We start from the raw sequence: 24,289 nt of genomic DNA, 5'->3' as shown, positions 1-24,289 counted from the left end.
CCACGGTAGCCCACGGCCGCGGTCAGTCGATCCGGAGGACGGTCTTGCCGCGGTTGTCCCCGGCGTCGATCGCCTCGTGCGCCGCGGCGGCGTCGGCGAGCGCGAACTCCCGGGTGATCCGCGGGCGGACCCGGCCGGCCGCGAGGTGCGCGTCCAACCGGGTCATCCGCTCCGGCGTGGCCTCGAGGAACTCGTAGAGGACCGTCTGGTCGCGGGCGGCGAACACCCCGCTCGCCGCCGGGTGCACGCACGAGGCGATCCGTCCGCCCGTGCGCACGAGGTCGGCCAGCGACTCCTGCGCCGGACCGCCGACCGGGTCGACGGCCGCGTCCGCGCCGCCCGGCACGAGCTCCGCGATCGCGGCGCGCACGTCGTCGGTCCGGTGGTCGACGACCGCGTGCGCCCCGATCTCCCGCACGAGGTCGTGGTTCGACGACCGCGCGAGGCCGATGACGCGGGCGCCCGCGGCCACGGCGAGCTGCACGGCGAGGTGCCCGACCCCGCCGGACGCGCCCAGGACGACGACCGTGTCCCCCGGCCCGACGCCGAGCAGCTCCTCGACCAGGACCAGCGCGGTCGCGCCGGCACACGCCACCGCGGCGGCGTCGCGCATCAGGACGCCCTCGGGAACCGCCACCAGGTGCCGCGACCGCGCCGGCGCGAGCTCCGCGTAGGTCCCGTCTCCCATGTAGTCGTGCATGAACATCCCGTAGACGGCCTGCCCCGGCTCGAACCGGGAGCCCGAGATGCCGACGTCCTCGACGGTCCCGGCTCCCTCGAGCCCGAGCACGAGCGGGAACACGTGCCGTCCCTTCGGCGCGAACTGGCCCTGCCGGATCCGCGAGTCGCCGGGGTTGACCCCGGCGTAGGCGAGCCGGACCAGCACGCTGTTCGGGCCGACCGGGGGACGGTCCAGCTCGCGCTCCCGCAGCTGCTCGGGGCCCCCGAACGCGTCGCAGGCGACCGCCCGCATCACGCGGTTCCCGCGGCGTCGCCGATCACCGGCAGCAGCAGGTGGGAGTCGTGGCGCCCGCCCACGTGCAGCACGTGGGTGCCGGCGTTGCGGGTGTCGTCGTGGCGCTGCGAGGTGAACTGCTCGTGGCTGCGCAGGTCGTGCCCCTGCACGATCAGCCGCAGCGTGCTGCCCCGCTCGAACAGCGTGGAGGACGCCCAGACCTCGATGTCGACCGGGACGACCTCCCCCGCGGCCAGCCGCTGCTCACGGGTGTGCGGGTGGACGGGCTGGAACGGCGTGGACCGCTCCGGGTCCAGCTCGCGGTGCGACGCGCGCAGCCAGCCCAGCGCGACGTCGCCGTCGTCGAACTTCGCGAAGAACGGGAAGTCGACCTTGGCACCGGACGCGTCGAGCTTGCGCACCCCCACGAACAGGTCCATGTCGTCGGACCCGCGGGCCTCCACCCACAGGCGCAGCGCCATGTACCCGGTGACCTCGGTGTCCTCGTCGAACACCAGGTCGAACCCCGCCGACCCGGTGGCGGCGTCGTAGCCGACCTCGTCCTCCTGCTGCACAGGATCCCGGGAGAGCCGTCCGCCTGACGCCAGGTGCAGCGGCTCGTACCGCGTGCGCGCGGGCGGCCACTCCGACTCCGCCCGGGTGTCGCCCACGTAGGCCCTCTCGCGGACCTCGATCTCGACCTCCGGCCAGTCCTCGGTCCGGCTCGGCCCGCCCTTGAGGTGGGTGCAGAAGAACGCCTCCTGCCGCAGGAGCGAGCGCTCGTCGTAGTAGTGCGCCCACTTCTTGCGGCCGTGCACCTCGAGGAACTTCTCCCGCGACGCGATGCGGCGGAAGCCCTCCAGCGTGCCCCGGGTGTGCAGCCCGTGATCGCTCCACGAGGCCACGACGTAGGCCGGGACCTCGATCGCCGAGAGGTCGGGGGTCTTGGACAGCGCCCACCCGTCGAGCAGCGGGTGCGCCCGGATCGACGCCGCGAAGTCCTCGACCCGGCCCCGGGACGCGCGCAGCATCCGCTGCCACTGGCCCATGAACGCGGTCTCCGGGATCCCGCCGTGCAGGAAGAGCTCGCGGTAGGGGTCGGAGACGCCCTCCCACGGGTTGATGGCGTGCAGGTGCTCCGGCCGCTGTGCCGCGACGAGCCACTGGATGATCGAGAAGTAGGAGACCCCGGACATCCCGACGCGCCCGTTGCTCCACTCCTGCCGGCCCAGCCAGCCGATCACGTCGCAGGCGTCCGACACCTCCTGCGGCCCGAACGGGACGTTGTCGCCCGGGGAGTTCCACGACCCCCGCGGGTCCGGCAGCGCGACGGCGTACCCGCGCGAGGTCCACCACACGGGGTCCGGCGCCTCGAACCGCGTGTGCGCGGACAACGCGCCGACGTCCACGCCGTGGGCGCCGAACTGCTCGAACCGGAGCCCTCCGTGCTTGCCGTAGGAGCTCCACGCCAGCAGGACCGGCACCGGGTCGGCGCTCGCGGCCGGCCGGTACACGTCGGCGTAGAGGTGCGCCCCGTCGCGCAGGCCGATCGTCACGTCGCGCTCGACCAGCATGCCGTCCACGGTGGACGTGCCGGGCGCGAAGCCCGGGTAGCCCGCGTCCTCGGGACGGACACCGTCGACCCAGAACGTCGTCATGCCGTTCTCCTCCCTCTCCCGGACCACTGGGGTCGGGTCGTTCCCGGTGACGGTCACGCCGACACCGGCGCGTCGACGCCCGGCTCCAGCACGCGCTGCCGGGTGTCCGCGACGAACTGCAGGGCGCCGAGCGAGATCAGCGTGCCGCACACGATGAACCCGGCCACGAACGCGTACTGCATCGAGCCCTCCGCACCGAAGACGTTCTGGCCGAGTCCCCACAGCGCCGTGCTGACGATCGGGGTGAAGCCGGCCAGTACGGCACCGATCTGGTAGGTCAGACCCGCGCCGGTGTAGCGGACCGAGGTCTCGAACTGCTCGGAGATGAACGCCGCGAGCGGCCCGTACAGCGCCGCCTGCGTCAGCCCGGTCAGCACGAAGGCGACGAGGACGCCCGCCCAGTTCCCGCTGGTCAGCAGCAGGACGTAGGGAACGGCCATGACCAGGCTGATCCCGCACCCGATGAGCAGGACCGGCCTGCGCCCGATCCGGTCGGACAGGCGGGCGAAGAAGATCACACCGAAGATCATGACGAAGCCGGCCGCCGCGCTGGTCACCAGGACGAGTGCAGCCCCGGTCCCCGACGTACGGGCGGCCGAGAGGGCGAAGGTCGAGTAGAACGACGAGTGGACGAACGCCGCGAAGCTGACCAGCGCGGTGAGCAGCACCGCCCTGCGGTAGCGCGTGAGCACCACCATGATCGGCGCCCGGCGCTCCTTCGACTGCGCCTCCGCCCGGGCCTGCGCAGCGACGAACATCGGGCTCTCGGCGATGCGCAGCCGGACGAACAGCGCGATCCCGAGCAGCACGGCCGAGAGCAGGAAGGGGACGCGCCATCCCCACGACAGGAACTGGTCCTCGGGGAGCGCCGCGAAGGCGCCGAACGTCAGCGCCGCGGTCATGCTGCCGGCCGGGGAACCCATCGTCACGGCGGAGGCGCCGAAGCCGCGCTCGCCGGGGGGCGCGCTCTCCAGCCCCATCAGCGCGCCGCCGCCCCACTCACCACCGACGGCCAGGCCCTGCACGATGCGCAGGAGCAGCAGCAGCACCGGCGCCAGCGCCCCGATCTGGGCGCTGGTGGGCAGCAGGCCCATGAGGGTCGACGCCACTCCCATGATGCTCATCGTGAGCACCAGGGTGGACTTGCGGCCGACCCGGTCGCCGAGGTGTCCGAAGATCACGCTGCCGAGCGGGCGCGCCAGGTAGCCGACCGCGAACGTCGCGAACGACAGGATCAGCGCCGTGGCCGGCGACTGCCCGGCGAAGAACAGCGGCCCGAACACGAGCGCGGCGGCCGCGCCGTAGAGGACGAAGTCGTAGTACTCGACGGCGGTGCCGAGGAAGCTCGACGCGAGGATGCGCCGGTACTCCCGGCGGTCGAAGGAGGCGGGCGGGACGGGCACGGCCTCGGTGCGTTCGGACATGGGGATCTCCTCATCGAGAAACGGTGCGAGGTTCGGGGCGCGCGCCGTGATCGAGCCGGCCGGGTTGGTACTTGCGCCACCTGGAGTAGGAAGTACTCCGTGCACTTCCTATCGACGGAAGAGTTGCAGCCGCCTCCCGGGGTGTCAAGCAGCAGAATCCGCCTGGGCTGCACCGATCACGAGGCGACCGGCGCCTTGACTTGCCGTTCGACACCTCTTACCGTTCGGTCATATCGTCCGTACAGGTTCTTGTTCGCCAGCGAGAGAGAAGAGGGAGCGATGACCGAGGTAGCCGAGGTCGCGGAGAGCCCGATCTACCCGTTCTCACGGGACATGCGCTGCCCGTTCGCGCCGCCGTCCGCCATGAGCGGGCTGCGCCGGGACGACCCGATCAGCCGCGTCCGACTCTGGGACGGCACCCCCGCCTGGCTGGTCACGCGCTACGACGACGTGCGGACCCTGCTCGCCGACCCGCGGCTGAGCTCGGACGTGTCGAAGCCCGGCTACCCCCACCTCGGGGCGGGCGTGGGCGCCGCGCAGAAGACCTTCCGCACGTTCCTCAACATGGACGACCCCGAGCACGCCCGGCACCGCCGCATGCTCACCCGGGCCTTCATGGTCAAGCGGATCGAGGCCCTGCGCCCCCGCATCCAGGAGCACGCCGACGCCGCCGTCGAGGAGCTCGCCTCCCGGCCGCAGCCCGCCGACCTGGTCGCCGCCGTCGCGCTGCCCGTGACCAGCAACATGATCGCGGAGCTGCTCGGCGTCCCCTACGAGGACCACGAGTTCTTCCAGGAGCGCACCGTGGTGCTGGGGTCGGGCTCCGCCGACGTCGAGGAGTCGCTGCGCGCGTCCGAGGAGGTCCAGGACTTCTTCCGGACCCTCGTCGAGCACAAGCGCACGCACCCCGGCCCGGACGTGATCTCGCACCTGAACTCGCTGCAGGACGACGGCGAGATCACGCTGACCGAGACCCTGAACACGCTCCGGCTGCTGCTCGCCGCCGGGCACGACACGACCGCCAGCATGATCGCGCTGGGCACCCTGGCCCTGCTGCAGCACCCCGACCAGCTCGCGTGGCTGATGGCCGATCCCGGCGCGCGCGCGGCCGGAGCCGTCGAGGAGCTGCTGCGCTACCTCACGATCTCCCACTTCGGACGGCGCCGGATCGCCACCGCGGACATCGAGATCGCCGGCCGGGTGATCAGGGCGGGCGAGGGCGTGATCGCGGCCAACGACTCCGCGAACCGCGACGCCGACGCCTTCCCCGACCCCGACGTGCTCGACCTGGGCCGCGACGCGCGGCACCACCTCACGTTCGGCTTCGGCACGCACCAGTGCCTGGGCCAGCCGCTCGCGCGCGTCGAGCTCCAGGTCGTCTACCCGACGCTGTTCCGCCGGTTCCCGGACCTGCGGGCGGCCGAGCCGCTCGACGCGCTGCGGTTCAAGCAGACCTCGGTCTTCTACGGCCTGCACGACCTCCCGGTCACCTGGTGACCCACTCCTCCCGACGACGACGCGAAGGACGATGATGAAGATCGAGATCGAGCCGGAGAAGTGCATCGCCTCCGGGCAGTGCGTGGTCGTCGCCGAGCAGGTGTTCGACCAGGACGACGACGGCATCGTCGTCCTGCACGACGCCGAACCCGGGGACGCCGCGGTCGTGGAGGCCGCCCGCAACGCGGCCCGCATCTGCCCCGCCCGCGCCATCCACACGCACGACTGACATGGCCCCCCTCGATCGCATCGTGGTCGTCGGCGCGGGTGCCGCCGGTCTGACGGCACTGGAGACGCTGCGCGAGGCCGGGTTCCGCGGTCACGTCACCCTCCTCGGGGCCGAACCGCACCCGCCCTACGACCGTCCGCCGCTGTCCAAGCGGGTGCTCCTCGGCGAGCAGGGACCGGACGACGTGCACCTGCGGCCGCCGGCGCGGTTCGACGACCTGCAGGCCGACGTGGTGCTGGCCGACCCGGCCGTCGGGCTCGACCGGGCCCGCCGTGAGGTCGTCGGCGCCTCGGGCCGCGTCCTGCCCTTCGACGGGCTCGTCGTCGCGACGGGGGTCGACGCGCGCCGCGTCCCGGGCCCCGCGCCGGTCCACCACCTGCGCACCCTCGACGACGCGCTCGCCCTGCGGGAGCAGCTCCGGCACCGCCCGCGCACCGTCGTCGTCGGGGCCGGGCCGCTCGGGCTGGAGGTCGCCGCGGCCGCGCGGCAGCGGGGCTGCGAGGTCACCGTCGTCGATCCCGGGGACGCCCCGATGCGGCGCCAGCTCGGGGCCGTCGTCGGGCGCCTCCTGCGGGCCCGGCACGAACGGGCCGGCATCGTGTTCCGGACGGGGGCGGGGACCGGGGTCGTCGGCGTCGAGCCGCGCGGACCGGGTCTGGCCGCCGTGCGGCTGACCGACGGGACCGTGCTCGACGCCGGACTCGTCGTCGGGGCCATCGGGGCGGAGCCCGCACACGGCTGGCTCGCCGGCACCGGCCTGACCCACCCGGTCGGCGTGCCGTGCGACCGCCGGTGCCTGGCCGCCGACGGCATCGCCGTCGCCGGGGACGTCGCCGCGCAGCGGGACCCGCTGTCCCCGCACGGGTTCCGCCGGGTCGAGCACCGGCTCAACGCCTCCGAGCAGGGGCGGTGCGCGGCGCTGAACCTGCTGGGCCACGGCGAGGACCTGGTGTCGTCGGGCTACTCCTGGAGCGACCAGGGCGACCTGCGGCTGCAGGCGGTCGGGGTGTTCCCCGAGCACGGCCGCACGGTGGTGGTCGAGGGGGACCCGGCGCAGGACCGCTTCGTGGCGGTCGGCGTCGCGGACCGGACCGTCGTCGGCGTGGTCGCCTGGAACAGCGCCCGCAGCTTCACCCGGTGGCGCGGCCGGACCGGCCTGCCCGCCGAGGACGTGCTCGCCGTCGCGAGCTGACCGCACGGCCGAGCGAGAGGAAGACCCATGAGCACGACGAAGTTCTCCGCCGACGAACCGGCGCTGGACCGGTTCTACGCCGACCTGGCCGAGGCGGACCTCCAACCGCTGTGGACCCAGCACGGGCTGCTGACCCCGGAGCCGGTGCCCCGGACCCTGCCGTACCGCTGGCGCGCCGCCGAGCTGAAGGCGCTGGGCGAACGGGCCGGAGCGCTGGTCCCCGTCGACCGCGGTGGCGACCGCCGGGTACTGGCCTGCGCCAACCCCGGCCTGGGCGGGGCCCCCTACGTGAGCTCGACGCTCTGGGCCGCGGTGCAGTACCTGGGCCCGCACGAGGTCGCCCCCGCCCACCGCCACACCCCGGCGGCACTGCGGTTCGTCCTGGAGGGCGAGGGCGTGTGGACCCTCGTCGACGGCGACCCGATCGCGATGTCCGCGGGCGACCTCGTCCTCACCCCGAGCTGGACCTTCCACGAGCACCACAACCCCGGTGACGCGTCCATGATGTGGCTCGACGTCCTCGACCTGCCGGTGGTCCACGCCCTGGAGGCGGTGTTCTTCGAGATCGGGCCGTCGGCGACCGCCGACCGGCGCACGGACGCGGTCTCGGAGTCCGAGCGCCGGTTCGGCAGCGGGCCCGGTCTGCGCCCGACGCTGCTCGACGGGCCGCTGCCCGACCACTCCCCCCTGCTCGCCTACCGGTGGGCCGACACCGACCGCGGCCTGCGCTCCGCGCTCGAGGTGTCGAAGACCGGTGCGGCCGAGCTGCGCTACACCGATCCCGTCCGCGGGCGGGACGTGCTCCCCACGATGCGCTGCGAGATCACGCGCGTGGCGGAGGGGGCCGCCACCGACAGCAGCCGGCAGACCGGCTCGCGGGTCCTGACCGTGCTGCACGGGCGCGGCCGCATCGAGATCGGCGACCGGCTCTTCGACGTCGAGCCCGGGGACATCGCGGTCGTCCCGTCCTGGTCCCCGTGGCGGATCCACGCCGACCGCGAGCTCGACGTGTTCACCACCAGCGACGCCCCGGTGCTCGAGGCGCTCGGACTCTTCCGGAGGAGCTCATGACGACCACCCACCGACCCGGCGAGGTGCTGGTGCTCGGCGGCGGCATCGGCGGGCTCGCCACCGCCCTGTCGATCGCCCGCGGGGGCGGCACGGTCCGCGTGCTCGAGCAGGCGCCGGAGTTCGTCGAGATCGGCGCGGGCCTGCAGGTCGGCGCGAACGCCACCCGCGTGCTGGGTGCGCTGGGCGTGCTCGACGCCGTCGAGGCCCTGGCCGTGCACCCGCAGCACGGCGTCCTGCTCGACGCCCGGACCGGGCAGCGGCTGACCGCCCTCACCCTCGGCGACGCCTTCCGCCGGCGGTACGGCTACCCCTACATCGTCGTGCACCGCAGCGACCTGCTGGCGATCCTGCTCGACGCCTGCCGGGCCGAGCCGGGCGTCACCCTGGAGAACGACCGCGCCGTCGTCGACGTGGTCAACGACCCCGACGGGCTCACCGCCGTCGCCTCCTGCGCCGACGGCGCGCGGTACCGGGCCGACGTCGTCATCGGCGCCGACGGGCTCCGGTCCCGGGCGCGGCGGCTGCTCGACACCGGTGAGCCGGTCTTCAGCGGCTACGCCGCCTACCGCGGCACGGTCCCCGTCGACACCGTGGCCGGGGAGACGTCCGCGGACGACGTCCTGATCTGGATCGGACCCGGCCGCCACCTCGTCCAGTACCCCGTGCGCCGCGGCGAGCTCTACAACCAGGTCGCCGTGTTCGACGTCGGGTCCGACGACCCGGCCGACGGCACACCCGCGGTCCTGCGGTCCCGGTTCGCGGACAGCTGCCCCGCCGTGCTCGACGCGCTGGAGCTGCTCAACCTGGACCGGTCGTGGCCGATGTTCGACCGCGAGCCGATCCCGACCTGGGTCGCGGGCCGGGTCGCCCTGCTCGGCGACGCCGCACACCCGATGCTCCAGTACCTCGCCCAGGGCGCCGGCCAGGCCCTGGAGGACGCCGACCAGCTCGCCCGCGCCCTCGCCGCCCACCGCGACGACCTGCCGGCGGCGTTGAAGGCGTACGAGGAGCGCCGCCTGGCCCGGGCCGGCCGCTGCCAGCGCGTGGCCCGGCCGTGGGGCCGGATCTGGCACACCGACGACGACGTCACCGCGGCGCTGCGCGACCGCGTGCTGCGCGGGCGCGCCTTCGACGACTACAGCGAGGTCGACTGGCTCTACGCCGACCCCTACCCCGACGTCCCCGCCGCGACGACCGCGGCGTGAGCAGGAGAGAACCGTGCGACTCGTGAGCTTCCTCGACCGCGCCGGCACGCCCTCCGTCGGCGTCGTCGACGGGGACGTGATCAGCGACCTGGGCGCGCTGCTCGGTCCCGCACCCGCCGCGGGCACCGGGCTCAGCCCGATGCGGCGGCTGCTCGCCCGCACCGGCGGCGACCTGTCCTCCGTGCGGGAGCACGTCGCGGCGGCCCCGCGGCTCGCCCGGTCGGAGGTCACCCTGCAGCCACCGGTCCCCGACCCGACGAAGATCGTCGCCGCGCCGGTCAACTACACCGACCACCAGCACGAGATGAACGAGGCCGTCCACGTGAGCGGGCTGGGGGTGTTCCTCAAGGCGCCGTCGTCACTGGTCCCGTCGGGCGGGACCGTGCGGCTGCCCTACCACGACCGCCGGTTCGACCAGGAGGGCGAGCTCGGGGTGGTGATCGGCCGGAGGGCCAGGAACGTCCGCGCCGCCGACGCGCTCGACGTCGTCGCGGGGTACACCAACGTCCTCGACATGACCCTGCGCGGTGGGGAGGACCGCTCGGTGCGCAAGTCCTTCGACACCTTCACCCCGTGCGGCCCCCACCTCGTCACGCCCGACGAGGTCGGGCCGCTCGACCGGCTGGAGCTGCGCTGCGCGGTCAACGGGGTGCTGCGCCAGCACGCCGACGTCGCCGACCTCATCTGGGACGTCCCCCGCCTGGTCGAGTACGTGTCGTCGGTGATGACCCTGGAACCGGGCGACGTCCTCACCACCGGCACGCCCGCCGGCGTCGGCGAGGTGCGCGACGGCGACGAGATCAGCACCGAGGTCACGCACCTCGGCCGGCTGACCGTCGGCGTGTCCGGCCGCGGCGCCACCGCGTGCCCCACCTCCGGGGCGGGCCGCGGCCCGGTTCCCCCCGCCGAGCTCACCCCGCTGCGCCGGTGACCGCCGGGACGAGCGCCCGGCCGCTCCCTCTCGCCGGTGTCCGGGTGGTCGAGCTGGGCAACTACATCGCCGCGCCCACCGCCGGGCGCCTGCTCGCCGACTTCGGCGCGGAGGTGGTCAAGATCGAGCGCCCGCACACCGGCGACGAGCTGCGCACCTGGCGCCTCTACGCCGGCGGCACCTCGATGCTGCACCGGACGATCAACCGCAACAAGAAGTCGGTGGTGCTCGACCTGCGGACGCCCGAGGGCCGGGACGCCGTCCTGGCCCTGGTCGCCCGCAGCGACGCCGTGCTGGAGAACTTCCGTCCCGGCACCCTCGAGCGGTGGGGGCTCGGACCGGCCGAGCTGGAGGCCGCGCGCCCGGGCGTCGTGATCGCGCGGATCTCCGCGTTCGGCCAGACCGGGCCGCTCGCGGAGCGCCCGGGGTTCGCCGCGGTCGCCGAGGCCGTGGGCGGGCTGCGCGCGCTGGTCGGCGAGCCGGACCGGCCGCCGTCGCGCACCGGGGTGTCGATCGGCGACACCCTCGCCGGGCTGTACGCCGCCTTCGGCGTGCTCATGGGTCTCTACCGGCGGGAGGCGGGCGCGCCGACCCCACTCGCCGACCGGATCCTCGACGTCGCGCTCAGCGAGGCCGTGCTGTCCGTGACGGAGTCGCTGGTGCCCGACCACCTGGCCCACGGCATCACACGGGAGCGGGTCGGCGGGCGCATGGAGGGCATCGCACCCTCGAACGCCTACCCCTGCGCCACCGGCGGGAGCGTGGTGATCGCCGGCAACGGCGACGGGATCTACCGCCGCCTGATGACCGCGGCCGGCCGGCCGGACCTCGCCGACGACCCCGAGCTGGCCAGCAACGCCGGGCGGTGGGCCCGCCGCGACGAGCTCGACGACGCCCTCGCCGCCTGGACCGGTGCGCGCACGCGCGACGACGTGCTCGCGGTGCTCGAGGCGGCCGGCGTGCCGTCGGGCCCGATCTTCACCGCGGCCGACATCTGCGCCGACCCGCAGTACGCGGCCCGCGACATGATCCAGTACTTCGACGTCGACACCGGCGAGGGACCGCGCCGGGTCGGCTTCCCGGGCATCGTCCCGGTGCTGGGCGGCGCGTCGTTGCCGGTCCGCAGCCTCGGTCCGGACCTGGGCGAGCACACGGACGAGGTCCTCGCCGAGCTGGGGCTCCTCCCGTGACGGTCCTGCGGGACGCGACCCTGCGCGACGGCCTGCAGCTGACCCGCGGGCCGCTGCCGACCCGGCGCAAGGTCGAGCTGGTCCGGGAGCTGCTGGCGCTGGGCGTTCCCGAGCTGGAGATCGGCTCGCTGGCCCGGCCCGACCTCGTCCCGCCGCTGGCCGACACCCTCGCCGTCGTCGACGCGCTGGAACCGCACGAGCTCGAGCGGTGCTGGGTGTGGGTCGCCACGCCGCGCCACGTCGAGCGGGCGGTGGCGGCCGGCGCGCGCAACGTCCAGTACTGCCTGTCGGTCTCCGACGCCCACAACCGCGCCAACGTCGGCCGCGACTCCGGCACGAGCCTCGCCGGACTGCCCGCGGCCGTCGGCACGGCGCTCGCCGCGGGCGGGCGGATCCAGCTCTGCCTCGCCACGGCGTTCACCTGCCCGTTCGACGGTCCGGTCGACCCGGCGGCCGTGCTGCGGATCGTCGAGGACCCGCGCACGGACGGCACCTGCGACGTCGTCCTGTGCGACACGCTCGGCCAGGCGGTCGCGGGTGAGGTCGCCGCGCTCGTCTCGGCCGCCCGGGAGCGGGCCTCCGGCCGACGGATCGTCTTCCACGGCCACGACACCTGGGGGCAGGGCGTGGCCAACGGGCTGGCGGCCGTCGCGGCGGGCGCCGACGCGCTCGACGGGACCCTCGGCGGCCTCGGCGGCTGCCCCTTCGCGCCCGGAGCCAGCGGCAACACCGCCACCGAGGACCTCCTGTTCGCGCTGCGCCCGGGCTGGCTGACCCCCGAGCGGCTCGGCCGGCTCGTCACGCTCGGCGAGGACCTGCTCGCCGACCTCGGCGAGCCGAACCGGTCGAGGGCGGCGCAGGGGGTGCGGTCGCGGGCGGCGGCGTTCCCGTGGACGGTCGGCGCCGCCGCGGGCGGCACGGGCGCCGACCGTTCCCTGCGGCCGGGGTAGGGCTCGGCGCCGTTCCCAGGTATGGGGGGCGCCGGCGGCGAGCAGCTGCCGAGCCGCCGTCACTCCGGACTGTCGAGGGCGGCGGACGGCCGTCGGTGGGGGGTGCGGGGCGGTGCGCGGGCGGGGCGCGGTCGGGGCGCGGTCGGGGCGCGGTCGGGGCGCGGTCGGGGCGCGGTCGGGGCGCGGTCGGGGCGGATGCGTTCCGCGGAACGCGCACGCACTCGCTTCCCGCGCACCCAACTGGCTCCCGCGCGCTCCCGGGGGCGCGCGGGAGGCCGAGAGGTGCGCGGGAACCACCGGATCGCGTTCCGCGGAACGCGATCCGCCGCCCGTCAACGGCGCCGAGCCGCCCATCACCCCGGACCTGTGGCTCGGGAGCGAGCCGTCGTCCACGAAAGTTGCGCGGAGGAGCGCGTTCCGCGGAACGCGGCTGCGGTACGGCCGGAGCACGCCCGCGCATCCGGCGCCTGCCCCTGAGTCTTTCGCGCACCCAGCCGGGTCTCGCGCGCACCCAATCGGCACCCACGCACCGGATCAGCTCCCGCGCACCCGGTCGGTTCCCGCGCACCCAGTCGGCTCGCGCGCACTCAACTGGCTCCCGCGCACCCAGCAAGCTCCCGCGCGCCCCCGGGACCGCGCGGGAGCCGGAAACGCGCGCGGGAACCACCCGCGCGCGTTCCGCGGAACGCGCTCCGCGGATCGCGTTCCGCGGAACGCACCCCCGCCCGTCCTCGGACGAGAAGCAGCCCCGCACCCCTTCACGCCCCGTCGAGCCGACCCCAGAACTCCGCGAGGGCGGCAGCGACCGGGCGGGGGTCGTTCACCGGCCACCAGTGCCCGACGCCGGCCAGCTCGGCGATCTCCGCTCCGGCGGCCTCCGCAGCGGCACGGTGCTGGTCGATGGTGCCGCTGGCGGCGTCGACGTCGCTCATCGCGATCAGGGCCAGGCCGGGGCGCTTGCCGGCGTCCGCGAGCCCGCGGCCCAGCTCGGCCATCACCGGCTGCGCGGCCGAGCGGAGCAGGGCCAGCACGGCGCGGCCCATGCCGTCGTCGATGCCGGCCGCGACGCGCTCGGCCACCGGGCCGGCCATCCCGATCCGCTCGACGACGGCGAGCCGCTGCTCCAGCGGGCCGCCGAACAGCTCCTTCACCGACTCCTCCCCCGCACCCTCCTGCTGCCACACCTGGGCCCTCGCGTGCCAGACGTAGTCGGGCGCGTAGAGGCCGAGGGCGTCGGAGGCCCAGCTGCGGACCAGGTCGGGGCGCCGCATCGCCACGTGCACGACGTGGGCGCCGCCCCAGTCGTGGCCGACGAGGTCGACGGGGCGCCCGAACTGCTCGAGACGGGCGATCAGCCAGTCGCGGTAGCCCTCGACGGTCGTCGCGAAGCCCTCCGGCGCGGGTGCGCCGAAACCGGGCGGGGACAGGGTGAACGCGTCGGTCCGGCCCAGCTCCGCGAGGAGCGGCCCCCACACGAGGGCGTTCTCGGGGTTGCCGTGGACGAGGACCAGCGGGGACTGCGGGGACATGGCGCTCCTGTCGCTTACTTGCGTGCGTGTATGCAAGTAACACTAGCGCGACGGAGGCCGGGATGCCACGAGGAGCGTCAGGAGGTGGCGGCGAACGCGGTGCGCACCGTGCGCACCGCCTCCCGGATGAGGGCGGGGGCGTCGGCGACGGGAGGCGTCGCCACGAACTGCAGGCCGGCCCCGCGCAGCAGCGCCATGAGCACGGACCCGGCGGCATCGGGGTCCGCGTCGGACCGCACGGTCCCGTCGGCCACTCCCCTGCGGACCGCGTCGTGGAGGAACCGGCGGAACTCCTCGTCGCGCCGGGCGAACAGCGGGGCGACCACCGGGTCGGCCGCGACCGCCTCCATCCACAGCTGCAGGAACGCGAGGGTGGAGACCGAGCCGCCGGACACCGCCCGCAGGTAGGACTCCACGATCCCCACGAGGTGCTCGAGCCCGTCGCCCGCGTACTCGGGCAGGTCCAGCTGCTGGGCCCGGTCCAGGACCGCCTCGACGAGGCGCTCGCGGCTGCCGAACTGGTGGTAGACGATGCCGCGGCTGTACCCCGCCGCCTCCCCCACCTGCGCCAGCGTGACCGAGCGCGACCCGGTGCGGGCGATGAGCTCGGTCGCCGCGTCGAGCACCCGGCGGGCGGTCTCGGCCCGCCGCTGCTCCTGGGTCCGGCGAGTGGGGGTGTCGGTCACGTGTCGCGCTCTCCGGCCCGTCGGTCGCCGCCGGGGGACCTGCGCCACGGCGTGGGCGATGAGCCTACGCGCCGCGCCGGCGGGACGACCGGCTCACGTCCCCGCCGGCCGCATCGGCCGGCAGACCAGGACGGGGCAGGGCGCCGAGTGCTGCACGCGCGAGGCGGTGCTGCCCAGCAGGATCGTCGAGGTGAGCCCGCGCCCGCCGGCCGCCAACGAGATGAGCGATGCGGCCGCCTCCTCGGCCGCCCGCACGATCTCCGAGGCGGGCGAGCCGCTGCGCACCTGCCTGTGGATCGTCGGACCCCAGCCGTCGAACACCGCGGCCACCACGTCGACCGCGGCCTCGGCCTCCTGCTGGAAGCTGAAGTCGGTCGGCTCGGTGTTGCGCCGCGGCGTGAGCTCGTTGGCGAACGGCACCGCGGCGTACGGGCTGACCACGGCCACCACGGTGACGTCGGTGATCTCGCGGGAGTCCGCGATCCACTGGAACTGCTTCGCCCCGGCCAGGGAGGCGTGGGACCCGTCGGTCGCGACGATCACGTGCATGGCTCAGAGTCCCTTGTCGGTCGTCGGTGCGTCGGCGGCGGGGCTGTCGTGCCCGGTGCCCGGCGGGCGGGTCCGCCTGCCGGTGGTGAAGCGCTGCGCGAGGAAGAGGAGCAGGCCGACGGCGAGCAGTCCGGCCACCCACAGCAGCGAGCCCGGGTCGTCGACGACGGTGTAGACCAGCACCACCAGGTTGCCGACGATGCCCAGCACCAGCAGCGGGGTGTTGGCCCGGTAGGTGTCGGGCGTCTCGTCCTGGCCACGCAGCTTCAGGCAGGCGACGATCACCAGCGCGTAGATGAACAGCAGGAACACCACGGTGATGGTGGCCAGCCGGTCGACGATGTCGAGGTCGGAGCCGCTCAGCTGGATCAGCGCGCCGATCAGCAGCAGCAGGCCGACGATCCCGGCGCCGAACAGCAGCGCCACGTAGGGGCTGCGACGGGTGGGGTGGACCTTGGCGAACACCGCGGGCACCACGTCCTCGCGGGCCATCCCGTACAGGATCCGGGACTGGGCGACGACGGTGACGAGCGTGGTGTTGCTGATCGCGATCATGGCGACGATGCCGAACACGACGAGCATCACGCCCACCGAGATGGGCAGGATGCCGGCGCGGATCACCTCGAGCAGCGTGTTGCCGGCCAGCGTGTCGATCGGCACGGCCAGCGCGGAGGCCAGGGAGACCAGCACGTAGACGACGCCCGCCGTCAGCATGCCGCCGATCAGCGCCCGCGGGAACGCCCGCGACGGGTCGATCGTCTCCTCGGCCACGTTGGCCGCGTTCTCGAACCCGGTCATCGCGAAGAAGGCGAGCGAGACGCCGGACACGACCGCGATCACCTGGCTGCCCGCGCCGCCGTCGGCGTTGAACTGCGTGAGCACGCCCGGGTCGGCGATGCCGGAGAACAGCGCGATCAGCCCGATGACCATGATGATGACCAGGCCGCTGAGCTCGATGAACGTCATCACCACGTTCACCACCACCGACTCGCTGATCCCGATCAGGTTGATCAGCGTGATGAGGGCGACGAACACCAGCGCGATGATCAGCGTCGGGACGACCGCGTCCTCGGACAGCCCGACGACCCCGGCGAAGTAGCGGACGAAGCCCGACGCCAGCGACCCGACGGCCGCCATGTTGGCCGACAGCATGCAGATGGTGATGAAGAAGGTGAGGACGGGCGACCGGAACGCCTTGTTCACGTAGAGCGAGGCGCCGGCGGCCTGCGGGTACTTGGTGACCAGCTCGGCGTAGGCGAGGCCGGTGATCGTGGCCACCGCGACGCCGGCCAGGAACGCGATCCAGAACGCGCCGCCGACGGCCGCGGCCACCAGGCCGATGAGGACGTAGATCCCCGACCCGAGCACGTCGCCGACGACGTAGAAGTAGAGCTGCTTGGCGGTGATGGAGCGCTTGAGCTCGTGGTGCTCGAGGGTCGCCTCGGCGGGGTCCGGCATGGGGGTGGACCGTACGTGGCGAACGTTTCGATCGTGTACCACCGGACGGACGGCGCGCCGACGGAGAGCCTCGGAACGCGTGCAGGCGCTCACATGAGCGCGCCGGCCGCCCGGATCAGCCCAGCCAGTCGACCACCGCGGCCAGGCAGTCGGTGAGCAGGTGGTCGGGGCCCTCGAAGTAGTGCCCCGCCCCCGGGACCGGCAGCAGCCGCTTCCCGGGGTGCGGCGCGGCGTCGTGCAGCGCGGTGGCCATCGAGGGGAAGCAGCCCTTGTCCCCCGTGCCGTAGGCCACCAGCACCGGCACCGAGACGCCGGCGAGGCACGTCGGGCCGTCGGCGTTCGTGTCGGCGACGCTCCACTGCGAGAGCCACGACCGCAGGGTGGTGAGGCTGCCGAGCGTGACCGGCCGCAGGTTGGCCGAGCGCGGGTCGCCCCACAGCGTGCCCGGCTCCCGGTCGGACGGGTCCAGCGTGGTGTCCAGGAAGCGCGGGTCGGCGCACGTCCCGTGCACCCGGAACGGCAGGTCGGGCACGGCGTCGCCGTGGCGGTCGCCGAGCTCGCGCAGCTGCCCGTGCACCCAGGCGGTGATCCGCTCCATCCGCGCGGCCTGGGCGGCGCGGTAGGCGTCGACCCACCCGCGGTCCAGCGGCAGGGCCCGGTCGGCGAACAGGTCGAGGTCGGCGTCGCGGGTGAAGGGGTCGTCCTCGTCGACGACGGCCGGGTCGAGCCAGCCCTGCAGGAGGTCGGCGCGCCCGGCGTGGGCGTTGAGCATGACCAGGGCGTCGGCGGGCGGGAGGTCGGCGCGGGTCAGGTCGGTGCCGCCGCCGCCGGGCGCGTCGGTGACCGTCGGCTTCTCCGCCTGCGACTGGTAGAACGCCGCCAGCCCCCCGCCCCCGGAGTTGCCGACGAGCACGACGCGCCGGTAGCCCTCGACGTCGCGCAGGTGGCGGATCATCGAGCCGAGGTCGGCCACGCAGTTCTCCAGCACGACCTGGGTGTCGTTGCCCGCGTAGCGGGTGACGGCGCCGATCGCGTCGACGCCCAGCGCGGCGGTGGCGTCGAGCGCGTAGTGGCCGACGAAGTTCGAGCTCGGGTGGCAGTACAGCACCGCGGTGTCGGCGTTGCGGCCCTCGCGGGTGCGCTCCCGCCCGCACCACAGCCGGCCCGACGCCCGGGCGATGCCGGAGTAGACGTCGCCGCCCATCTGGTCCTGCATCGCCACGGGCATCAGCTCACGCACCGGCGCTCCCCTCCAGCCGGGCCCAGGTGAAGGGGTAGTCCGCGTCGGCGCACCGCCGGGCCGCCGCGCCGACGAGCAGCGGACGGTGGGTGTCGACCATGACCTGGTACTCGTCGGCGCGCTCCTGGCCCAGCGCGCGCTCGACGTTGCCGGGGTGCGGGCCGTGGATGAAGCCGGCGGGGTGCACGGTGATCGACCCGACGCCGACGCCGGTGCCGCGCCGGGTGGTGGCGGAGCCCTTGGCGTAGAACAGCACCTCGTCGCTGTCGACGTTGGAGTGGAACGGCGGGATCGGGACCGCGTCGGGGTGGTAGTCGAGCAGCCGGGGCACGAAGTTGCACACCACGAACCCCGGGGCCTCGAGGATCTGGTGCGCGGGCGGCGGCTGGTGCAGCCGCCCGGTGACCGGCTCGAAGTCGGCGATGTTGAACGACCACGGGTACATCCCGCCGTGCCACCCGACGACGTCGAAGGGGTGGTGGCGGTGGACGTGGCGGGTCAGGCCGGTGCGGGTGCGCACGACGACCCCGACGTCGGTGCCCTCGCCCGTGACCAGCTCGGTGGGCCGGCGGACGTCGAGCTCGCAGTAGGGGGTGCCCTCGAGGAACTGGCCGCGGGCCGAGAGGTAGCGCGCCGGCGGGTCGATGTGCCCGACGGCCGAGACGACCAGCATCCGCAGCTCGTCGCCCTCGGCGACGGTCCAGCGGTGGATCGTCGAGGTCGGCACGACGACGTAGTCTCCCTCGGCCACCTCCAGCCGCCCGAACGTCGACTCGAAGACGCCCTGCCCGCTCTCGACGTAGACCAGCTCGTCGCCGACGCTGTTCTTGTGGAGGGTGCTGTCGGTGGTCGCGACGGCGTAGCTGATGAGCAGGTCGTCGTTGCCCAGCAGCAGGACGCGGTCGAGCACGGCGTCGCCCTTGAGGGGCAGCTCGTGCAGGGCCAGGTGCAGGGGCGCCATGGGGTCGTTGGGCACGAGCGTCTCGTCGGGCCCCTGCACCGCCTCGATCGCCGTCAGCGCCGACGGCGGGTGGCGGTGGTAGAGCAGCGAGGTGTCGCCGACGAACCCGTCCTCGCCGACGAGCTCCTCCCGGTAGAGGGAGCCGTCGGGCTGGCGGAAGACCGTGTGGCGCTTGCGCGGCACCTCACCGACGCGGGTGAAGTGGGGCACGTCAGACCTCCTGTCCGGTGTGCGCGCCGAGGAGGACGGCGGCGAGGGTGACGGGGCGGTCGGAGCGGTTGCGCCAGCCGTGGCGCGTGGCGTTCTGCACCACGACGTCGCCGGCCCGCAGGTGGGTCAGCTCACCGTCGTCGAGCTCGAGCCACACCTCGCCGTCGAGGACGATCGTGTAGTCGACGGTCGGGGTCGTGTGCATGCCGGTGGCCTCGAACGTCTCGGCCAGCCCCGGTGACTGCGCGAGCTGCTCCGCGCCGTAGGCGGCGCCGTCGAACTCCGGCGAGCCCATCGTCGCGTCGGGCGGCAGGGTGAGCACGATCAGCCGGCTGCCCCCGGGGCGGGGCAGGTAGCTCTCCACCTTCCCGGTGGGGTCCTCGCCGTCGCGGGCGGCCCGCGCGTCGGGCTCGGTGGCCCACACCAGCGACGAGCGGAACCCCGGGAACGAGGCGAAGTCGTGGGTGCGGGGCGGGGTGCCGTCCTCGACGACGACCGCGCGGCCGGTGGAATCGTGACCTGTGACGACCCTACGCATGCTGGACCTCCGGGACGGTTGCGGTGACGGGCGTGGCGGTGACGGGCGTGGCGGTGACGGGACCGGCGGGAGCGGTGGTGCGGAACGCCTCGGCGACCTCGCGGAAGGCCGCGAGCTCCCGGGGGATGTCGGGCCCGGCGGGCTGGTAGAGCACGGCGTTCGCGCCGGCGTCGGACAGGCGCTGCAGCGACGCGGCGATCTCGTCGCGGGTGCCGGTCAGGGTGCCGCGCCGGATGACGTCGGGGGTGAGGAAGCGGCGGTCGAGCCCGCTGGGCTCCATGAGGTGCCCGCGGAAGAGCTCCAGGTGGCGGCGGCGCTCGTCGACCTCGGCGATGGCGTCGGCGTAGCCCTGCGCCTCGGGCGTGCCCGCCAGTGGTCCCCACTGCCCCAAGTGCAGGGCGAGCCCGGCGCCGGGCCCCGCGGCCTCGACGACCCGCGGGGAGTCCAGCGCCTCGCCGTCCTCGAGCACGGTGCCGTAGTAGGTGAGCTGGCAGTCGCCGTCGAAGGGGACGGGCTGGTCGCCGTGGGTCGGGTTGGTGACCACGCCGGCGCCCAGCCGGGCGGCGGTGGCGAAGCCCTTGGGCCCGTGCGCGGCGACCCAGAAGTCGACGTCCACCGGCAGGCTGATGCCCGAGGCCGGCATGTGCATGAGGCTCAGGACGGTGCCGTCGCGCTCGATCTCGCCGCCCGCGAGCAGGGTCCGCAGGTCCTCGACGTAGGTCTCGACGTCGGCCCACTTCGAGCCCTGCCGGCCGAGGTAGGTGGAACTGGTGAACCCGGCGCCGACGCCGGCGTCGAACCGGCCCGGAGCGAGCGTCGCCAGGTGGGCGATGAGCCCGGCGTTGGCCGTGATGTGGCGCAGGTGCTCGGTGAACACCGAGACGCCGAGCCGGATCGTCGACGTGCGGACGGCGGCCAGACCGAGGGTGACCCCGGTGTCGGCGTAGGACACCGGCACGTCGTAGACCCACGCGCGCCGGTAGCCGAGCTGCTCGGCGAGCACGATGTGGTCCGGTGTGTCCAGTGCGGGCGCGAAGACGCAGTTGATCTCCATGGGGCTCCTCGTCGAGCGGTCGGTGCGGGGTGTACGGGACGGTTCGGGACGGGACGGCGTCAGGGCGCGACGGCGGCCAGGGCCTTGAGGTCGACGGCGGGGTCGGCCGCCTGGTCGGGGGTGGGCCCGGCGCCCGCGGCGAGCAGGCGGCGGGCGGCGACGTGGTCGGCGGGACGGCCGACAGACTCGACGGTGGCGAGCCGGCCGTCGCGGAAGCCGAAGACGGAGAACCGGCCCTGCGCGGGGTCGCCGCGGACCACCTCGCGGTCGAGGTCCCCGCCCAGGCCGGCGATCTGCAGCTTGAGCGGCCCCTGGTGGGTCCAGAACCAGGGCACCGCGGCGTAGGGCTCGGGCCGTCCGGCGAGGCGGGCCGCGACGCAGCGGGCGTGGTCGGTGGCGGCCTGCACCGACTCCAGCCGGGCGGACCGCCCGCTGACGGGTTCGGGGAAGCGGGCGCAGTCCCCCACCGCCGAGATCGCGGGGTCGGAGGTCCGCAGGTGCGCGTCGACGACGACCCCGTCGTCGGTGCGCAGCCCGGCCGCCCGGGCGAGCGCGGTGTCCGGGACGACCCCGACCGCGACGACGACCAGGTCGGCCTGGATCTCGGCGCCGTCGGTGGTGACGGCCGAGGTCACGAGCCCGTGCCGGCCGCGCAGCGCGCCGACCCCGGTCCGCAGGCGCAGGTCGGTGCCCTGCGCGCGGTGCGCGTCGGCGAAGAAGCGGCTGGTCGTGGACGTGACCGCCCGTTCCATGACCCGGGAGGCGACGTCGAGGACCACCGGCCGGACGCCGCGCTGGTGCGCCGCCGCGGCGACCTCCAGCCCGATGAAGCCGGCCCCGACCGCCAGCACCGTGCGGGCGCGGTCGAGGTGGCGGCGCAGGAGCCGGGCGTCGTCGAGGCCGCGCAGGACCACGACGCCGTCGAGGTCGCCGCCCTCGATCGGCAGGGTGCGGGCGCGGGTGCCGGTGGCCAGGACGAGGTGGTCGTAGGGCAGCCGGTCCCCGGAGCCGAGCACCACGACCGCGGCCGTGCGGTCGATCTCCCGGACCTCCTCGCCGAGCCGCAGGACGATGCCGCGGTCGGCGTACCAGCCCCCGGCCCGCAGGCCCAGGTGCCGCTCGTCGACCGGGGTCGCGCCGAGGTAGGACTTCGACAGCGGCGGGCGCTCGTAGGGCGCGTGCTCCTCCCGCCCGACGACGGTGACGCGGCCGGCGAACCCCTGCTCGCGCAGCGCGGCCGCGACGCCGATCCCGGCCTGCCCGGCACCGACGACGACCACGTCCGCGACGGTCACGGCCCCTCCCCCGCGACCAGCACGGTCAGCCCGTCCATGTCCTCGTCGACGACGAGCTGGCAGCTGAGCCGGCTGTGCCCGGTCCGCGGCGCGGAGGCGCAGTCGAGCATCTCGTCCTCCTCGTCGGAGACGGGCGGCAGCGCTCGGTCGTCGGTGACGTAGACGTGGCAGGTGGCGCACATCGCCTGGCCGCCGCACTCGGCGAGGATCCCGGGGACGTCCGCGCCGACCGCCGACTTCATGACGCTCGTGCCGACCGGGGCGTCGACCCGCAGCTCGGCGCCGTCGGGCTGCCGGAAGGTGATCGTCGGCATCTCAGCTGCTCCAGGTGGTGTCGAGGGCGAGCGGCCCGCGGAAGACCCAGCCGGCCATCCGGACCGCGTCGGGGTCGGTGAGCTCCAGACCGGGCAGCCGGCCGAACAGCGCGGGCAGGGCGATCCCGGCGATCGACGCCCGGGCCACCCAGGTCCCGAGGCAGAAGTGCGGGCCGCCGCCGAAGGCGAGGTGCGGGCCGGCGGGCCGGCGGACGTCGAACGCGTCGGGGTCGTCGAAGACGCGCTCGTCGCGGTTGGCCGAGGAGACGACGACGCCGATCCGGTCGCCCGCCGACAGGCGCCGCCCGGCGAGCTCGGTGTCGCGGACGACCTGCCGCGGGTACATCCCGATCGGCGCGACCCAGCGCACGGCCTCCTCGAACACCGCCTTCCACGGCGTCCGGCCGGAGAGCACGTCGACGCGCTGGTCGGGGTGGGTGAGCAGCCCGTAGGCCGCGACGCTGATCGCGTCGCGCGGCTCGTTCACCCCGCCGCCGAGGAAGATCCGGACGTTGGTGCGGATCTCCTCGTCGGTCAGCGGGTCCGCGGCGTGCAGCATCGAGGAGACGACGCTGTCGTCGGGGTGCTCGCGCAGGAACGGGATGGCGTCGTCGACGGCCTCGTCGACGGTGCGGACCGCGTCCGCGCAGCGCTGCCAGACCTCCGGGTCGTCGGCGTAGTTGCCGCAGCCGTCGATGAAGGCCTGCGACCAGCTCTGGACGTCGGCGGGCGTGGCCGCGGGCAGGCCGAGCAGCGCGCCGAGGTTGGCGGCGGCCAGCGGTCCGGCGAAGTCGGCGACCAGGTCGGCGCGGCCGCGCTCGACGAGGCCGTCGACCAGCGCGTCCGCGTTCCGCCGGAACCGGGGCAGCCACCGCTCCTTGACCGCGCGCGGCCGGACCGGGCCCTCGGCCGCGGCCCGCAGCCGCCGGTGCGCGTCGCCGTCCTGGCGCAGCAGGGTCGGGCCGATGGCCCGGTTCATCAGCGAGCCCTCCTCGACCGAGCTGAACGTGCGCTGGTCGCGCTCGACGGCCAGCACGTCCTCGTGGCGCGTCACCAGGAAGCGCCCGGCCGCGGGCACCCAGGCCACCGGGTCCTCGGCGCGCAGCCGCCGGAAGACCGGGTAGGGGTCCGCGTCCAGGGCGTCGAGCGTGATGTCGGCCGTGGCCGGTGCCGTCGTCATGGACCCATCCTGGGGACGACCACTACGCTTGAAAATACAAAGTTGTCGAAGCGCTTCATAGGGATCTCTTATGACCGTGCGGTTCTCGCTGCGCCAGCTGGAGTTCTTCGTGGCGGTCGCCGACGCCGGCTCGATCAGCGGCGGCGCCGAGCGCTGCGGCGCCTCGCAGGCCGGCGTGTCCCTCGCGATCCGCGACCTGGAGCGCCACCTGGGCGTCCAGCTCCTCGTGCGGCGGAGGGCCAAGGGAGCGGTGCTCACCGAGGCCGGCCACGGCCTGCTGCTCGACGCCCGCCGGCTGCTCGGGAGCGCCGACGAGCTGCAGGCGCTCGCCTCCGCGACCGGCGGCCAGGTCAGCGGGACGCTGGCGGTGGGCTGCTACGTCACGCTCGCGCCGTTCCTCATCCCGCCGGTCCTCGACGAGTTCGCCGGCCGCCACCCGGCCCTGGACGTGCAGGTCACCGAGGGCGCCGCCGACGACCTGCGCGAGGCGCTGCTCGACGGCCGGTGCGAGCTCGCGTTCCTCTACGACGTCGACGAGGGCTCGGGCCTGTCGACCGTGCCGATCCGCACGACCCGTCCCTACCTCATCCTGGCGGCCGACCACCCCCTCGCCGAGCAGGAGAGCATCGCGCTCGCCGAGATCGCCGCCGAGCCCCTGATCATGTTCGACGTCCCCAGCGCGCGGAACGCCGCCCGGATGCTGGCCGACGCCGGGCTGGTCCCCCGCCTGCGCCACCTCAGCTCGAACATCGAGGTCGTGCGCTGCCTCGTCGCGCGCGGCGTGGGCTACTCGATCCTGGTGCAGCGCTGGCCGACCGACGTCAGCTTCGAGGGCCTGCCCATCGCCTCGCGCGCCATCTCCGACCCGACGCAGGAGCGCCGGGCCGTCCTCGCCTGGCCCACCCGGACGCGGCTGACCCGCCGGGCCCAGGCGCTCATCGACTTCTGCGTGTCCCGCGACGGCGGGTCGTGA

Annotated in this window: 23 protein-coding genes; 9 read left to right on the top strand and 14 right to left on the bottom strand. The window is 74.6% G+C overall.

Annotated elements, in window-relative coordinates; genetic code table 11:
* Positions 1–22 precede the first annotated feature (22 nt).
* Genes HOP40_RS21895 through HOP40_RS21885 form a run of 3 tightly spaced genes read right to left on the bottom strand, consistent with a single transcriptional unit; the run spans position 23 to position 4,037 of the window.
* The gene (locus HOP40_RS21895; protein WP_172161505.1) at positions 23–973 is read right to left on the bottom strand and encodes an NADP-dependent oxidoreductase; all 951 of its coding nucleotides are present in this window, start codon (positions 971–973) and stop codon (positions 23–25) included.
* The gene (locus HOP40_RS21890) at positions 973–2,613 is read right to left on the bottom strand and encodes a CocE/NonD family hydrolase (RefSeq protein WP_172161503.1); all 1,641 of its coding nucleotides are present in this window, start codon (positions 2,611–2,613) and stop codon (positions 973–975) included. The genes HOP40_RS21895 and HOP40_RS21890 overlap by 1 nt, the downstream gene beginning before the upstream one ends.
* Before the next feature lie 53 nt (positions 2,614–2,666).
* Positions 2,667–4,037, bottom strand: coding sequence for an MFS transporter (locus HOP40_RS21885; RefSeq protein ID WP_172161501.1), 1,371 nt, complete (start codon positions 4,035–4,037; stop codon positions 2,667–2,669).
* Positions 4,038–4,316: 279 nt separating this feature from the next.
* On the opposite strand from HOP40_RS21885, the gene HOP40_RS21880 reads away from it, so the two are divergent.
* Genes HOP40_RS21880 through HOP40_RS21845 form a run of 8 tightly spaced genes read left to right on the top strand, consistent with a single transcriptional unit; the run spans position 4,317 to position 12,302 of the window.
* A complete protein-coding gene (locus HOP40_RS21880; RefSeq protein ID WP_172161499.1) occupies positions 4,317–5,534 on the top strand; it encodes a cytochrome P450 in 1,218 nt (405 codons plus the stop codon).
* A gap of 34 nt (positions 5,535–5,568) precedes the next feature.
* Positions 5,569–5,763, top strand: a complete 195-nt coding sequence (locus HOP40_RS21875) for a ferredoxin (RefSeq protein WP_172161497.1) — start codon at positions 5,569–5,571, stop codon at positions 5,761–5,763.
* A gap of 1 nt (position 5,764) precedes the next feature.
* Complete coding sequence (locus HOP40_RS21870) at positions 5,765–6,955, top strand: NAD(P)/FAD-dependent oxidoreductase (protein WP_172161495.1); 1,191 nt, start codon at positions 5,765–5,767, stop codon at positions 6,953–6,955.
* Positions 6,956–6,982: 27 nt separating this feature from the next.
* Positions 6,983–8,026, top strand: a complete 1,044-nt coding sequence (locus HOP40_RS21865; RefSeq protein WP_172161493.1) for a cupin domain-containing protein — start codon at positions 6,983–6,985, stop codon at positions 8,024–8,026.
* Positions 8,023–9,231, top strand: a complete 1,209-nt coding sequence (locus tag HOP40_RS21860; protein WP_172161491.1) for an FAD-dependent monooxygenase — start codon at positions 8,023–8,025, stop codon at positions 9,229–9,231. Before HOP40_RS21865 ends, HOP40_RS21860 begins: the two co-directional genes overlap by 4 nt.
* Positions 9,232–9,244: 13 nt before the next feature.
* On the top strand, positions 9,245–10,162 hold the full coding sequence (locus tag HOP40_RS21855) for a fumarylacetoacetate hydrolase family protein (RefSeq protein ID WP_240157197.1): 918 nt from the start codon (positions 9,245–9,247) through the stop codon (positions 10,160–10,162).
* Positions 10,159–11,352, top strand: coding sequence for a CaiB/BaiF CoA transferase family protein (locus HOP40_RS21850; protein WP_172161489.1), 1,194 nt, complete (start codon positions 10,159–10,161; stop codon positions 11,350–11,352). The genes HOP40_RS21855 and HOP40_RS21850 overlap by 4 nt, the downstream gene beginning before the upstream one ends.
* Positions 11,349–12,302, top strand: a complete 954-nt coding sequence (locus HOP40_RS21845) for a beta/alpha barrel domain-containing protein (protein WP_172161487.1) — start codon at positions 11,349–11,351, stop codon at positions 12,300–12,302. The genes HOP40_RS21850 and HOP40_RS21845 overlap by 4 nt, the downstream gene beginning before the upstream one ends.
* Before the next feature lie 758 nt (positions 12,303–13,060).
* Here the strand turns inward: HOP40_RS21845 and HOP40_RS21840 are convergent.
* From HOP40_RS21840 to HOP40_RS21790, 11 genes are all read right to left on the bottom strand, one after another.
* Positions 13,061–13,831 (bottom strand): alpha/beta hydrolase, encoded by a 771-nt coding sequence (locus HOP40_RS21840; RefSeq protein WP_172161485.1) that lies wholly within the window; start codon positions 13,829–13,831, stop codon positions 13,061–13,063.
* A 77-nt stretch (positions 13,832–13,908) separates the two neighbouring features.
* Positions 13,909–14,517 (bottom strand): TetR/AcrR family transcriptional regulator, encoded by a 609-nt coding sequence (locus tag HOP40_RS21835; protein WP_172161483.1) that lies wholly within the window; start codon positions 14,515–14,517, stop codon positions 13,909–13,911.
* 93 nt (positions 14,518–14,610) lie between these two features.
* Entirely contained in the window at positions 14,611–15,066 is a 456-nt protein-coding gene (locus HOP40_RS21830) for a universal stress protein (protein ID WP_172161481.1), read from the bottom strand.
* A gap of 3 nt (positions 15,067–15,069) precedes the next feature.
* On the bottom strand, positions 15,070–16,524 hold the full coding sequence (locus tag HOP40_RS21825) for an APC family permease (protein WP_172161479.1): 1,455 nt from the start codon (positions 16,522–16,524) through the stop codon (positions 15,070–15,072).
* A 115-nt stretch (positions 16,525–16,639) separates the two neighbouring features.
* The gene (locus HOP40_RS21820; RefSeq protein WP_205346865.1) at positions 16,640–17,764 is read right to left on the bottom strand and encodes an alpha/beta hydrolase family protein; all 1,125 of its coding nucleotides are present in this window, start codon (positions 17,762–17,764) and stop codon (positions 16,640–16,642) included.
* The gene (locus tag HOP40_RS21815) at positions 17,757–18,935 is read right to left on the bottom strand and encodes a homogentisate 1,2-dioxygenase (protein ID WP_172161477.1); all 1,179 of its coding nucleotides are present in this window, start codon (positions 18,933–18,935) and stop codon (positions 17,757–17,759) included. Before HOP40_RS21815 ends, HOP40_RS21820 begins: the two co-directional genes overlap by 8 nt.
* A gap of 1 nt (position 18,936) precedes the next feature.
* Positions 18,937–19,473: a cupin domain-containing protein gene (locus HOP40_RS21810; RefSeq protein WP_172161475.1), complete on the bottom strand. Its 537-nt coding sequence runs from the start codon at positions 19,471–19,473 to the stop codon at positions 18,937–18,939.
* Positions 19,466–20,527 (bottom strand): LLM class flavin-dependent oxidoreductase, encoded by a 1,062-nt coding sequence (locus HOP40_RS21805; protein ID WP_172161473.1) that lies wholly within the window; start codon positions 20,525–20,527, stop codon positions 19,466–19,468. Before HOP40_RS21805 ends, HOP40_RS21810 begins: the two co-directional genes overlap by 8 nt.
* A gap of 59 nt (positions 20,528–20,586) precedes the next feature.
* Entirely contained in the window at positions 20,587–21,822 is a 1,236-nt protein-coding gene (locus tag HOP40_RS21800; protein ID WP_172161471.1) for an NAD(P)/FAD-dependent oxidoreductase, read from the bottom strand.
* Complete coding sequence (locus HOP40_RS21795; protein WP_172161469.1) at positions 21,819–22,136, bottom strand: 2Fe-2S iron-sulfur cluster-binding protein; 318 nt, start codon at positions 22,134–22,136, stop codon at positions 21,819–21,821. Before HOP40_RS21795 ends, HOP40_RS21800 begins: the two co-directional genes overlap by 4 nt.
* A 1-nt stretch (position 22,137) precedes the next feature.
* Positions 22,138–23,316 carry a cytochrome P450 gene (locus HOP40_RS21790; RefSeq protein WP_172161467.1) on the bottom strand — a complete coding sequence of 393 codons (1,179 nt, stop codon included), beginning with the start codon at positions 23,314–23,316 and terminating at the stop codon, positions 22,138–22,140.
* A 70-nt stretch (positions 23,317–23,386) separates the two neighbouring features.
* On the opposite strand from HOP40_RS21790, the gene HOP40_RS21785 reads away from it, so the two are divergent.
* A complete protein-coding gene (locus HOP40_RS21785; RefSeq protein WP_172161465.1) occupies positions 23,387–24,289 on the top strand; it encodes a LysR substrate-binding domain-containing protein in 903 nt (300 codons plus the stop codon).

The sequence above is a fragment of the Pseudonocardia broussonetiae genome (genome assembly GCF_013155125.1).
In the GTDB taxonomy this organism is placed as follows: domain Bacteria; phylum Actinomycetota; class Actinomycetes; order Mycobacteriales; family Pseudonocardiaceae; genus Pseudonocardia; species Pseudonocardia broussonetiae.
The sequence above is the reverse complement of the archived record's forward strand: the minus strand, read 5'-3'. Positions and strand labels throughout refer to the sequence as shown.